General features: G+C 34.6%; 13 protein-coding genes. 6 read left to right on the top strand and 7 right to left on the bottom strand.

The features are described from left to right. The first annotated feature begins 15 nt into the window (after positions 1 to 15). The 4 genes from PWU04_RS08435 to PWU04_RS08420 all read left to right on the top strand — a co-directional run bounded on the left by PWU04_RS08435 (position 16) and on the right by PWU04_RS08420 (position 4317). Positions 16 to 525 (top strand): lactoylglutathione lyase family protein, encoded by a 510-nt coding sequence (locus PWU04_RS08435; RefSeq protein WP_274475593.1) that lies wholly within the window; start codon positions 16 to 18, stop codon positions 523 to 525. A gap of 249 nt (positions 526 to 774) precedes the next feature. Continuing rightward, a complete protein-coding gene (locus tag PWU04_RS08430; RefSeq protein ID WP_274475591.1) occupies positions 775 to 1644 on the top strand; it encodes an AraC family transcriptional regulator in 870 nt (289 codons plus the stop codon). A gap of 134 nt (positions 1645 to 1778) precedes the next feature. Continuing rightward, entirely contained in the window at positions 1779 to 2306 is a 528-nt protein-coding gene (locus tag PWU04_RS08425; RefSeq protein WP_274475589.1) for a hypothetical protein, read from the top strand. Between the two features lie 118 nt (positions 2307 to 2424). Then, on the top strand, positions 2425 to 4317 hold the full coding sequence (locus tag PWU04_RS08420) for a S9 family peptidase (protein WP_274475587.1): 1893 nt from the start codon (positions 2425 to 2427) through the stop codon (positions 4315 to 4317). A 38-nt stretch (positions 4318 to 4355) separates the two neighbouring features. On the opposite strand, the gene PWU04_RS08415 is transcribed toward PWU04_RS08420, so the two are convergent. The 7 genes from PWU04_RS08415 to PWU04_RS08385 all read right to left on the bottom strand — a co-directional run bounded on the left by PWU04_RS08415 (position 4356) and on the right by PWU04_RS08385 (position 11518). Further along, the gene (locus tag PWU04_RS08415) at positions 4356 to 5057 is read right to left on the bottom strand and encodes an RluA family pseudouridine synthase (protein ID WP_274475586.1); all 702 of its coding nucleotides are present in this window, start codon (positions 5055 to 5057) and stop codon (positions 4356 to 4358) included. 14 nt (positions 5058 to 5071) lie between these two features. Then, positions 5072 to 5890, bottom strand: coding sequence for a 3-methyl-2-oxobutanoate hydroxymethyltransferase (gene panB, locus PWU04_RS08410; RefSeq protein ID WP_274475584.1), 819 nt, complete (start codon positions 5888 to 5890; stop codon positions 5072 to 5074). 136 nt (positions 5891 to 6026) lie between these two features. Then, positions 6027 to 6419, bottom strand: a complete 393-nt coding sequence (locus PWU04_RS08405; RefSeq protein WP_274475582.1) for a DUF302 domain-containing protein — start codon at positions 6417 to 6419, stop codon at positions 6027 to 6029. A 154-nt stretch (positions 6420 to 6573) separates the two neighbouring features. After that, on the bottom strand, positions 6574 to 6891 hold the full coding sequence (locus PWU04_RS08400) for a hypothetical protein (RefSeq protein ID WP_274475581.1): 318 nt from the start codon (positions 6889 to 6891) through the stop codon (positions 6574 to 6576). A 460-nt stretch (positions 6892 to 7351) separates the two neighbouring features. Then, positions 7352 to 8242, bottom strand: a complete 891-nt coding sequence (locus PWU04_RS08395) for a CHAD domain-containing protein (protein ID WP_274475580.1) — start codon at positions 8240 to 8242, stop codon at positions 7352 to 7354. Positions 8243 to 8403: 161 nt separating this feature from the next. Next, entirely contained in the window at positions 8404 to 8787 is a 384-nt protein-coding gene (locus tag PWU04_RS08390) for a RidA family protein (RefSeq protein ID WP_274475579.1), read from the bottom strand. A 31-nt stretch (positions 8788 to 8818) separates the two neighbouring features. Beyond that, positions 8819 to 11518 (bottom strand): putative LPS assembly protein LptD, encoded by a 2700-nt coding sequence (locus PWU04_RS08385; protein WP_274475578.1) that lies wholly within the window; start codon positions 11516 to 11518, stop codon positions 8819 to 8821. A 138-nt stretch (positions 11519 to 11656) separates the two neighbouring features. Between PWU04_RS08385 and PWU04_RS08380 the strand changes: the two genes are divergently transcribed. Then, positions 11657 to 12775 (top strand): N-acetylmuramoyl-L-alanine amidase family protein, encoded by a 1119-nt coding sequence (locus PWU04_RS08380; RefSeq protein ID WP_274475577.1) that lies wholly within the window; start codon positions 11657 to 11659, stop codon positions 12773 to 12775. A 55-nt stretch (positions 12776 to 12830) separates the two neighbouring features. Next, positions 12831 to 13793, top strand: a complete 963-nt coding sequence (locus PWU04_RS08375; protein WP_274475576.1) for an MlaD family protein — start codon at positions 12831 to 12833, stop codon at positions 13791 to 13793. Positions 13794 to 13805: the final 12 nt, after the last annotated feature.

The following is a 13805-nucleotide window of genomic DNA, read 5'->3' as shown; positions in this document are numbered from 1 at the left end:
AAAAATACACAAGAGATGAAAGATATAAAATATCCAAAATCCTTTTCACATATTGGAATAACTGTACCAGATATTAATAAAGCTGTTGATTTTTATGAAAACGTTATGGGATGGTATGTATTAATGACCCCATCAACTGTGAAAAAAGAAAAAGAAACGGCAATTGGGCAAATGTGCATAGATGTATTTGGAGAGAGTTGGGAGGTGTTTGAAATTGCCCATTTGTCAACTTCTGATGGAATTGGAATCGAATTGTTTTCTTTTCCACAAGGAATAAAAGAAGCTCCTGAATTTAACCCCTTTAATACAGGACTTTTTCACTTCTGTATACAAGACCCAGATATAGAAAATCTGACTAAAAAAATAATTGAGGCAGGAGGAAAGCAGAGAATGCCAATTCGAGAATACTACCCTAATGAAAAACCTTATAAAATGGTTTACGTTGAAGATCCGTTTGGAATTGTATTTGAAATTTATACTCACAGTTATGAGCTAACATATTCTTCTGGAGCATATCAGCAATAAAAATTATAAGATAATATATAAGGAGTATTCTTAAAGTCCGATAAGGTTTTCAGTTTGTTGCTTATAGTTTGAGATAAGAGCTAACTCAATCAACAACTTAAAACAAATGCAGAATTAATAATCATAGACTATTTAACCAAAATCATTTTTAACTGTGAGATAACTATACATTTAGTTTTCAACACAATTCTTAAGCCTATAGACAATTGTTTATTTCCGTAACTTTAATATATCACATTAAGGGTAGAAATGATTGTAGATGTTTACAAATATTTTAAAGAGAATCCAGCCTATAATAAGTTGGTTGGAGATGATTATCTTTTTGTAGAATACAAGTGCCCTTTGGATGTTGAGAAGTTTAAGCTTTGGAGTGCTTCACATTTAATTACCTATGTAATAAACGGAAGAAAGGATTGGATAACAGCTAATGAAACCTATGAAATTACGGCAGGTGATGCACTCTTTATTCCTAAAGGGGTTTATACAACAAAACAATACTTTGAGGTAGAATACTGTGTGATGCTGTTCTTTGTTAACGATGATTTTATTTCTTTTTTTTTAAAGGAAAATCCCAAACTACAATGTGATTCAAGTTCAGAAAGTAAATGGGATTCGATTTTTAAAGTGGATGTAGATGCTTCTTTTGAAGCCTTAATTAAAAGTATATTCGAGTATTTAAAGACAGGTCAAGCTCCACAAGAGTTGGTTGAATTAAAATTCAGAGAGTTGTTTTTCAATATTATGTTGAACCCCAAAAACAAATCACTAACTCGGTTTTTATGCTCTTTAAAAAACAAGACAAAGGAGGATATTAAATCCATAATGTTGCAGAATTTCAGGTATGACCTCAATATGGAAGAGTTTGCTGCGCTCTGTGGAAAAAGCTTGTCCTCATTTAAAAGAAACTTTAAAGAAGAGTTTAATACCACTCCGGGTAAATGGTTGGCCAATCAACGATTGAATTATGCCCAAACACTGCTTTTAGGTTCAGAACTCAACATCAACGAAATATGTTATGAAAGTGGTTTTAAGAACCCTTCTCACTTCATTACACTATTTAAAGACCATTTTAATCTTCCACCAAATCAATATAGAGTAGCTCACCAAACTAAGGCTTAGTCTATTTATTTAAGCTGACCTTTATTCTAAACTATTTGAACTTTAGGGGAAATCTGTTTGTTTCTAATATCATGACCTTTGTAATAGAGGTGATTTAAACCTTATAAATTACAGTTTAATTAATCCAAATAGTCATGAAAACAATAGTTTTAATTTCAGCTTTTATTTTGTCAAGTTATATGGGAACTGCTCAAAACAATCAGGATTTAGCATTGAATCTTGATGAAGGTGTGGTTTTGACTACTTCTAAAATAGAAACATCAAAAAGTGGAAAGCCATTCTTTTTCTCTTCTAAAGCAAATGAAGGTATTTCCAATAGAGTTATCGATTTATATGGTGAAGTAAAAGATTTTGATGTCGCCATAGTGGAGGGGTTCAACTCTAAAGAACCAGCTAAGTATCAGGCAAGTTTTTCAAATTCTTATGGAAGAATTGATGCAAGTTATGATAGCGAAGGAAACTTAACTTCTGCCAAGGGAGAGTTCAAAGGAATCAAAATTCCATCAAAAATAAGAAACCGTATTGCGGTTAAGTATTTGGGGTGGACTTTTGAATCGTATACCTATAAGTTTAAGTACAATAATAGCGATGGACTTGATGAAATTCACAAAGTACTAATTACAAAAGGGAAACAATCAAAGTGGATTCGTTTAAGAGAATAAAACGCTTCAATCGTAACTGAAAGCATCCTATTAGGGTGCTTTTTCATTTTGTATTCGTTTAGTAAATTTTGTAGTTTATAACTTATCTTTGAAAGAATAAAATAATACCTAATTCACAATGAAAAAGTTACTTTTTATAACCTTTGCAGTTATTTTATGTGTTCAAGCCAATTCACAGGTTATGACACCAGAGCTTTTATGGAATCTGGAACGCCTATCTCCCATAGGATTGACCAATGATGGAGAGAGCGTAATTTATAAAATCACGACTTATAATGTGGATAGTAATTCTTCGTCATCAAAGTTATATGTTATTCCAATTTCTGGGGGAGCAGTAAAAGAAATAAATGGATATGATGATATCTATACCAACACAAAAATAAATACTTCTGGAGCATATGAGCTTGTTTCAAAACCTGTAAAAGTTAAAAAGGTTTCCGGAACGGATTTCTATCCCAATATGAAGAAGTCGAACATACTTATTTATGACAATTTGAATTATAGGCATTGGGATACCTGGGAAGATGGGGAGTTTAATCATTTGTTTCTAAAAGATATAAAAAAACCATCAGCTGAACTGAGAGATATAATGGAAGAGGAACCTTTTTCTACACCTACAGAGCCTTTTGGAGGAGCCGAAGATTATGTGTGGAGTAAGGATGGTACTAAGGTATTTTATGTATGCAAAAAGGAATATGGTACCCAATATGCTGTTAGTACTAACACTGATATTTACCAATATGATGTAAATACTAAAATAACTACAAATCTTAGTGAAGGGAATTTGGGGTACGATACCCAACCTGCAGTAGCAATTGATGGATCATTGGCATGGCTTCAAATGGACGAACCAGGCTATGAGTCTGACAAAAACGATATTATCGTTTGGAGAAATGGAGAAAAAACCAACCTTACTAAAAATTGGGATGGAACAGTTAGTGGGTTTTTGTGGAGCAATGATGCTAAGCACATTTATTTTGTAGCTCCGACAAAAGGAACTCAGCAGCTTTTTGTTGTGGATGTTGCTAAAAAAGGAAATCCAAAGGTGTCTCAATTAACCAATGGTCAGTGGGATGTAACTGGAATTGTTGGGCAGTCTGGAAAAACAATGGTAGTAACCCGAACCGATATGAATCATGCTTCTGAAATTTATAAGGTTAATCTTCGTAATGGAGATATGCAACAGCTTACCCATGTTAATGATGAAGCTTACAAGCAGATTAAATTGAGTAAGGTTGAAAAGCGAATGGTTTCAACAACTGATGGAAAGCAAATGGTAACTTGGGTAATTTACCCTCCAAACTTTGACCCCTCCAAAAAATATCCAACATTATTGTATTGCCAGGGAGGCCCACAATCTCCTTTGAGTCAGTTTTACTCCTTTAGATGGAATTTCCAGTTGATGGCGGCTAACGGATATATAGTTGTTGCTCCTAATCGTCGCGGTATGCCTGGTCATGGGGTAGCATGGAATGAGCAAATTAGTGGGAATTGGGGCGGACAGAATATTCAGGATTATCTTTCTGCAATCGATAATGTTGCTAAAGAATCTTATGTGGATAAATCACGTTTAGGATGTATAGGGGCCAGTTATGGCGGTTATTCGGTTTTTTATTTGGCAGGACATCATAATAAACGGTTTAAATCGTTTATAGCCCATGATGGCATTTTTAATACCCGAAGTATGTATGGAACAACAGAAGAAATGTTTTTTGTGAATAAGGATTTAGATGGTCCATATTGGAAATCCCCAACTCCTAGAGCTTATACCGATTACAATCCGGTTAATTATGTGGATAAATGGGATACACCTATAATGATTATTCAAGGTGGGATTGATTTTAGGGTGCCAATCGGGCAGGGATTGGAAGCTTTCCAAGCCGCTCAACTTAGAGGGATAAAGAGTAAGTTGTTGTTCTTTCCAGAAGAAAACCACTGGATTTTATCAGCTCAAAATGGAATTATTTGGCAGAAAGAGTTCTTTAAATGGTTGGAAGAAACCTTGAATTAGAAAATAAAAAAGTCCTTGATATAAGGGCTTTTTATTTGTCATTTATTTATACAAGCATCCCAAATAGGATCTTTTGGTAGGGGAGCGGTAAATTGTAATAATTCCTTTTTTACGGGATGAATAAATTCAAGATACCTTGAATGTAAATGGATGCTACCGTCTTTGTTACTTCTGTCAAAACCATATTTTAAATCGCCTTTGATGGGACATCCAATAGCCGCTAGCTGTGCTCTGATTTGGTGGTGTCTTCCAGTTTCGAGATTTACTTGCAATAAATGGTAGTTGGTTAAAGATCTTATAAGCTCATAATGTAATATGGCTTTTTTTCCATCTTTTACTTCTTGGCTGTAAACAGAAGCTTTATTGTTTTTAGGGTTCTTTTTAAGCCAGTTAACCAAGGTGTCTGTTTCTTTTGGAGGTCTTTGTTTTACAATAGCCCAATAGGTCTTATTGGTTTTCTTTTCAGCAAATAGTTTATTCAGTCTAGGTAATGCCTTGCTGGTTTTGGCAAATAGAACAATCCCTGTGGTTGGTCTATCCAAACGATGCACAACACCTAAGTAAACATTTCCAGGCTTGTTGTCTTTTTTTTTGATATATGCCTTAACAACTTCACTTAAGGGAATGTCACCGGTTTTATCACCTTGAACTATATCGCCAGCACGTTTATTGATTACAATAATGTGATTGTCTTCGTAAAGAACCTGTAGATTAGTAGGTGTCGAAATGACTTTGCCCATCAAAACTAAGCGTTTTAGTACTGTTCTTGGTCGTTAGGGAAGTCGTGACTTTTAACGTCGGTTACATATTGTGAAATAGCACCGGTCATCTCATCATAAAGGTTCATGTAGCGTCTTAGGAAACGTGGATTGAACTCATGGGTCATACCAATCATGTCATGTAATACCAAAACCTGTCCGTCAACACCAGCACCAGCACCAATACCTATTACCGGAATACTAACACTTTCTGCAACTTCCTGGGCGAGCTTAGCAGGGATTTTTTCAAGCACAATTGCAAAGCAACCCGCTTTTTCTAGCATTAAGGCATCTTGCTTTAGTTTTTTAGCTTCTTCTTCTTCCTTTGCACGAACAGTATAAGTACCAAATTTATAAATAGATTGTGGTGTTAACCCCAAATGCCCCATTACAGGAATACCGGCATTTAGAATACGCTTAATAGAATCTTTGATTTCCTTCCCGCCTTCAAGTTTTACAGCATGTCCACCGCTTTCCTTCATAATTCTAATTGCAGAGCGCAACGCTTCTTTAGGGTCACTCTGATAACTTCCAAAAGGAAGGTCAACAACAACAAGAGCACGGTCTACCGCACGGATTACAGAAGAAGCATGGTAAATCATCTGATCTAATGTAATAGGTAAGGTCGTTTCGTGACCAGCCATAACGTTACTAGCCGAATCGCCAACAAGTATTACGTCTACACCGGCACCATCAACAATCTTTGCCATGGTATAGTCGTATGCGGTTAACATGGAGATTTTTTCACCATGTGCCTTCATGTCAACAAGGGTTTTTACAGTGATGCGTTTGTACTCTTTTTTTGCTACTGACATATTATGTGATTTTAAAAGCATGTAAAATTACTAAATAAACGTGGAGTAGGAAATTTAGTTAAGCTTTTATTCTAAGTGCAAGTAAGTCGAATATTACGTTCCGTTTTTTAAGGAAGAATTCAGCTAAAAACTTGTTTTAGTAGAGGGAGTTGATTACTCGTTGGAGTTTATCCTTGACGTCGGTAGCTATGGTGCCTAAATTTTGGTTGCTAACAGCGCTCATGGATGCCAAAGGATTAACTGCAGAAACTTCTATATTGCCATTATCATGAGTTTCAACAATAACATTACATGGTAGCATTACTCCAATTTTATCTTCTTCAGATAGGGCTTTATATGCAAAGTGGGGATTACAGGCACCCAAAATGACATAGGGCTTGAAATCTACATCAATTTTTTGTTTAAGAGTGGATTGTACATCAATTGTGCTTAATACCCCAAAACCTTCTTCTTTTAAAGCTTCGGTTACGGCATTTATAGCATCTTGAAAGTTTTTAGTTTTAATTATCGTGCTGAAATAGTAATCCATCGAGTATATGTGTTATTTTGATGAACTTAAAAATACAAATAACAAATAAAGTAGGAATAGCAACTGGACTTAAATGAGGCTCTAAACTCTAATAGGGAATTCAAAATAATAAGTTCCTTTTGAATTTGCAATCAAAAGGAACTTATGATATTCTTCATTGAATCACAGCTTTTCTTGATCTGAACCTATCTGAACTCTTTTTATTTCCAATAAGTGATAAAGCTCCTTCAGCAAGACTAAATCCTAAAGCAGTTAATTTACGTTTCATGTCTAATGCTTCGTCTGCATTTCCGTAGTTGAAAGATATTGCCGATTTAGTTTTGTCAACTTTTACATTGCTGATTGAAGAAAATTCGGTTAGGTTTGAAGTGATGGTCTTTGCAGATCCATCATCGATTTGGTTTTTTAAAGTGATAAATGCTTTCATATCAATATTTGTTTTAAGATTATACATATGCTTGAGATTTCCCATAAGGGAAACATTTTACGAATAAACTAAGTATTGTAAAAAAACTTTGCTAAGGGTGTATCTTGGGTGAAGATTCAAGAAGGGCTTGAACCAAATACACTATTTTTGCTTTTTTAATATATGGAATTTTTCACCAATCCCAAATGGATTAAGACACTAATTCGATGATAGTATTCAAATAATCTACATAAAGCAACTCTAAGGATTACAAAGGATTTTTAAAGAACTTTTGACTTACCACGTATGAAAATAATATTTCGACATCGCGATAAAAATTAAAATCATTTGGGCAATTCATTTTAATATAGATACGGTGCTAGAAGAGGTTTAGATGTTAGTTAATAATAAATTAACATATTGATTATTAGCGTGTTTTTTAAGCTGAGACAAAAGTAACGGTTAGGGGATAAAAGAATGTCCTAATTCTTGTAGATATTAATGTATGTGTATTTTATTTTCATTATTAAAAATTGTTTTGTGAGGAATTTATAAGGGAAACAAAATCGTTAGATTTTAAGTGGTAGAGCCTCTTTCCTAAAATAAGGCTTTCGTCTTGCATTTTTTTACGAAGATCTTTTATAAGGTTAGTCAGTTCGGATACATGTTCAAAATCTAATGCGTGATTGCTTTCAATCATGAAAATGGTTATTAAATATAAATCTCTATCATGTCCCAAAAGATCTGAGAGTTTATGTAATTCATTTTCCCAGAGAGTTAAAAAGCCTGGCCAAATTGGATTTAAAAATCGAAATTGATATCCTAGATACTTAACGCGTTTTCTCCAATTGTGAAAGTTTTCAGTACTTTTTATATGCTTACAAAGTTTATAGGCTTCCCTGCCACGGCTATAAACTTTTTTTACACCAAGTAAAACTGACTGGAACGATAGGTTTTGTATTTGCAACACATTTAGTTTAGTTGAGCACTCCAAAGCATAACTGTCTAGTGTTTTTACTATACCAAGATGTTTGAAATATGTATCTTCAAATTGTTTCCGAAAAGTAATAAGAGACTCTCGAAACGCGTCGAATGTTTCTTTACTTAGTTTATTATTTTGTTCAAGATACAAAAGGTCGATTGCTTCAATCATGGCAGAGGCATCTCTAATTTGAGCAAATGTTCTACCAAAATCCCTAAAACTTCTATTATAAGACTTATACTCAGGAAACACATATCGGATTAGGCGTAATAGAGCCCTAATCTTTTTAAAACATTTTCTAACTTCATGTACTACATTGTGAAGATTCTCATTTGTGGAGGAACTTAAAAGTACAAGAGCTGCTTTATATTCTAGTTGCAAGGCTTTTGTGAGTTCTATACCAATGGCTTCGTTTGTTGAAAATGTATTTTCCATAAAGTGTTGAGACTACATGTTAATATCCAAAAAACAAACGAGTTAAACAAAAGCTTTGAATAATTCATTTTGAATGTCTTCAGCAGTCTTATTTATTCAGTGAAAATAAATAAGTATTAACTCTAAATGAGAAGATTTGCCTAAATCTAAAGGGAAAAATATTATCCTTTAACAGCTATAACACTTATTTCTACATTGACAAATTTTGGTAGGTTGGCCACCTCTACTGTCTCACGGGCAGGGGCAGTAGCTTCATTAAAATAGGTAGCATAAACCTCATTTATTTTTGAGAAGTTATTCATATCGCTAATGAAAATTGTTGACTTGATAACGTTTTCAAAAGTCATCCCAGCTTCAGTCAAAACGGCTTTAAGATTCTCCATAACCTGTTTTGTTTCGGTTTGAATGTCATCTTGTACCAGATTACCGCTTGTTGGATTTATAGCAATTTGTCCAGAAGTGTAAAGCATATTGCCTACAAGTACGGCTTGATTATAAGGCCCAATAGGAGCAGGGGCGTTGGTAGTATTGATGATAGTTTTCATGATATACAACAGGTTTTAATAGAATATATTATTACAAACGTTGATCTGGTTGACGGCGCTTATCGTATTTAATATCTTTTAACATGCTGGATTTAATCCCAATAAAGAAATACCACGATTTTCTCGAACTAAATGGTACCCAGCTAAAGTTCATACGCCAACTTAATAAGTCACGTTCAAATCGTAATTGTGTATAGGTGAATCCTTTGTTTTTAAAATCGTAACCAGACGACGCGCCAACTGTCCATCTTGGAGATAATTCAATATCACCAGAGAACATTAATGAGTGTGATGAAATTTCATTTTGTCTTGTTGAATTTGCATAATTCACGGCATAGGCTAACCTGAGCGACCAAGGTATTTTCGACTTATATAATTCGGTAGGTTCTTCCTCCTCGTCTTCATCATCACCAAAGGTGCGGTGATCTGAATAGTCTTGGGAAACTCCAAATAAATTATCATCTCGTCCACCACTTCGTACGTTTTCATCTATACCACGTTTATCCTCGTCGCTTTCCTTGAATAAGTCACTTGAAAGAGTGTAGTTCATTGTGATATTAGCTTGAGTTAAGCGAAACAAGCTACCCCCATTATCAATATTGAATTTGTCAATACGTTTATTGTTATTGTCCAAAGCATAAGGATCCATTGTAGCATTAAAGTTAATACTCATTTTATTGTCCAATATTTGGGTACCCCCTGTCATCCTTAATGAGCTCCAACGTAGAGAATCGGCGGCTAAGTTGTATGAAGTTGAGAAATTTAGGTTATTAAGTAAGGTAGTTTTTTTAGCCTCGGTAGCCGTACTGTCCTTGTCCCTTATCTTGGCTTCAATGTTATTAGAAAGACCTAATCCAATTGCGCTTGAATAGGTTCTGTTTGGAGTGCCAAATATTGAGTTCTGGAAACGGGTATATTCTTCTTTAATTGTGGTGCCATCAGCATCAATAACTTCATAAGAATCGTAATATTCATCAAACGAAGGATTAATGTTATAGCTCACTGATGGACGCATTACATGGCGAATAGCCTGAATCTTCGGGTTATTGTCTTTAGTCTTAAAAGGGAACATACCATAAATGGTCGTACCTACGCTAGTATTGAAGTTGTATGTTCTGTAGGAGTCAAAGCCTTTAACATCTTCCCTAACAATACTATCAATTTCTTGTTCGTAGTATTCTTTGGTAGTTTTAAAAACCCAATTTTCTTGAAAGTTTGTGCCAGCAGTTACACTGAAGTGTTTAAAGACTTTAAAGTTGGTGCTTATAGGAATGTTGTGTTGTATTCCGGCACGAGCGTCGTCAAACATTTGTTTTTTAAAGAATAATGAATCGGTTGTTTCAATGCGGTTATCGGCTTTAAGGTTATATTGAAACCTAATGTTTTGAATAATCCCCTTTTTTATTCCATTTTTTGGAGCAAACGGAAACATATTGCTTACACTACCTTGAACTGAAGGAAGTGTCATGTTTATATCTTCTGTATTGGTATTTTGTTGGTGGCTAGCAGTAACAGCAAAGTTTACTTGAGGTTCACCTTGAAAGCTCTTGTTGTAGGAGACTGTAGACTGCATTGTATTATTCAAGAAGTTAGGAGCATTAGTTTGGTTAATAGAGGTTTGGTAATACTTACTACTACCAAAGTTAACCGATGCAGAGAGTCTCGAACTTGGATTCGCTTTGGCATCTTGATTGTGTGACCACCTTATGTTATAAATAGTACTCTTGCTGTAATCTGGAAAACCACGTTCGCTATCGATCAAGTTTTCATACCTAAAGCTTAAGTTCCCTCTGTATCTGTATCGTTTTGCATAATTACTCTCCAATCTAAGGCCATAGCTTCCATTGGTATAATAATCTCCAAGAGTAGCAAAATCAAAATAATCACTAACGGCAAAATAATATCCTCCATTTTGTAAAAAGTAGCCTCTTGAATTTTGCTCCCCAAAAGTTGGGATAATTACCCCAGAGGTTTGTTTGTCTGTTAAAGGGAAAAAACCAAATGGGATTCCCACTGGAGTTGGTACGTTGGCAATAACCATGTTTGTTGGTCCTACTACAATTTTCTTTTTAGGAACGAACTTGATTTTATTTGTCTGAAAATAATACTCGGGGTCTTCAGGCGTTTTTGAGGTTGTGAACCTCGCTTTACTCATAAAAATTACTGAGTCGTTTTCTTTTTTGGTTATGGGGGCAGTAATGTGAAAATCGTTTTGTTCGGTTTGTGAATTGAAAATAATGGCTTTCTTGGTTTCGTAATTAAAACGGATGGAATCTGGCTCAACTACGTTACTTCCTTGAGTAAATACAGGTGCTTGGGAGTATTCCCCTAAAGAATCCTTTATTCTACCGGCATAAACTTCTTTTTTGTTATAATCAATAACGATAACACCTGACTTAATGTCCATATCCTGATATTGGATTTGAGCTTCGTTATAAAGATATAGTTTTTGTTCCTTTCGGTTAAAAGAAGTGTAGTCAGATGCGCTGTAATTTACAATATCTGTTAAAAAGCCTTTCTTGGGCTTTACGCTATCTTGAACGGTAGAATCTTGGTCTCTTTCATTCGTAGAAATTTCGGCGAGGTCACTTACGTTTAGGTTTAGGCTATCTTTTTCTTGTCGGGGTTTTACCTCACCACCTTTGGAAGGTAATTCTTGAGCAAAGCCGAAAGTGTTGATAAACACTGTAAAACTTACAGCAAAAAGTATTTGAAAGTAGTTTGTACGCAATGCTTTTAAGTGTATTTTTGTAAAAGTATGGCTCGGTTTTTGAAAAAGCCAAAATTACATATATTTTTTTGTCGCCAATCCTTTTTAACGAAAAAATAGAATTTATACTAAATACCCTCAATTGCAGTTATATTGCCTATGATACCTAAACTAATTTATACACCTATAGCCCTATTAGTTCTACTTGTCTCAATTCCTGTTAGTTCAGTTTTTTCCCAAGCAAATTCAGAAAAATTTGTTGTGGTTTTAGACGCTGGCCATGGAGGGAATGATCCCGGGAATTTGGGCAATGGTTTTAAAGAAAAAGATATTGCTCTAAAGGTTGTTTTAGCTGTAGGAAAAGCGCTAGAAAAAAACAAGGATATAAAGGTTATCTATACAAGGGAAACAGATGTGTTTATAGAACTTCGTGAACGGGCTGCTATAGCAAATAAAGCAGATGCCGATTTGTTTGTTTCAATACATTGTAACTCGCACAACTCTAGTGCACACGGTACAGAAACTTTTGTACTTGGGCTGCATGCTAACAGTAAGAATTTTGAGGTAGCAAAGAAAGAGAACGAGGTTATCTTTTTAGAGAAAGATTACGAAAAGCATTATGATGGGTTTGATCCTAATTCTCCGCAATCACTCATAGGCCTAACATTGATGCAAGAAGAGTATCTTGACCAAAGTATTGAATTGGCAAGTTATATAGAGAAAAATTTCACTACCAACTTGAAGCGCAACTCTAGAGGGGTAAAGCAAGCGGGGTTTTGGGTGCTTCATAATACTTATATGCCAAGTGTTTTGATTGAATTAGGTTTTTTAACTTATAAAAAGGAGGGAGTGTTCCTTAATTCTTGGAGTGGACAGCAAAAAATGGCAAATTCCATAGAGAATGCAATTTTGAGCTATAAAAAAGTTTTGGATCAGAATATGGGTGAGGAAGTCTATGCAAACATGATTGAGGACGATGAGCTTCCTAATAGTGGATTGCCTGAGATATATAATAATGTAGTATTTAAAGTGCAGATTGCTGCCAGTTCAAAAATGCTTGATCCAAAACCATATAACTTTAAGGGACTTAAACATATGTCTAGAGAAAAGGTTGATGGTCTTTATAAATATTATTATGGATACACATCAGATTATAATCAAATAAAACAAATGCACGAACAAGCCAAGAAGAAAGGGTACGATACTTGTTTTGTAGTGGCTTTTAAAGATGGAAAAGCTGTCAGTTTGGATGAGGCTTTGAAATCATCTTCTAAATAGATTCATTCTTTCTAATTTTATTTCTAATTTTGTTTGTTAACAAAATAACTTTGCTTTGAAACTAACCAGAGAAGTCAAAACAGCCATTCTTGTTATCACGGGCATCATTTTTTTTATATTCGGATTTAGCTTTCTAAAGGGGAAAAATCTACTTAATAACGATAGTACATATTATACTTATTATGATAATGTTGAAGGTATAGGGAAATCTACCCCTGTAACCATTAATGGTCTCAACGTAGGTAAGGTATTAGATATTTCATTTGCTGATGATGGCTCAGGAAAATTAAAAGTAAGTCTCCTTGTAGATACTGATTTCCAGTTTTCTAAAAACAGTAAAGCAGAGCTTTACGAAAATGGTTTGATAGGAGGTAAGGCTATAGCTATTGTTCCAGCATTTGACGATGCCGAAATAGCTGAAAATGGTGATAGTTTGGAAGGAGCTGTAAAGCCAGGTTTGAGTGATTTGGTTAACCAACAGTTGACTCCATTACAAGAAAAAATAGAGTCAGCTATGGTAAGTGCTGATAGTCTTTTAATGAATATTAATGATGTTTTTGATGATACAACCAAAAATAATATAAAGGCTGGTATTGCTGGTTTAGAGGTAACTATGAGTTCGTTTCAAGCAACTTCATATTCTTTAAATAAGTTCATTAAGAGTACAGATGCGCAACTACAAGGTACACTAGGAAACCTTAATTCGGCTTCAGGAAAATTTGACGCCATTGCAGATTCTTTGGCAAATGCGAATTTAACTCAAACAGTAAATAATTTAGAACAGACTTTAGGTAATATAAATAGTTTATTAGCCTCTGTTGACCAAGGTGAAGGTACATTGGGCAAATTGTTTAAGGAAGAAGGCCTTTATGATAATTTAGAAGGGGCGTCTAAACAACTTGAGGAATTGTTACAGGATTTCAAACTGAATCCTAAACGTTATGTGCATTTCTCTATGTTTGGAAAAAAACCTAAAGATTATGACGCAGAAGACAATCAACAAAAAGACAATAACTAATCAAGATCTAAC

It is taken from the genome of Mangrovimonas aestuarii, assembly GCF_028767185.1.
Lineage (GTDB): Bacteria > Bacteroidota > Bacteroidia > Flavobacteriales > Flavobacteriaceae > Mangrovimonas_B > Mangrovimonas_B aestuarii.
Note: the sequence above shows the minus strand (reverse complement) of the source record. Positions and strands in the feature narration are given on the sequence as shown.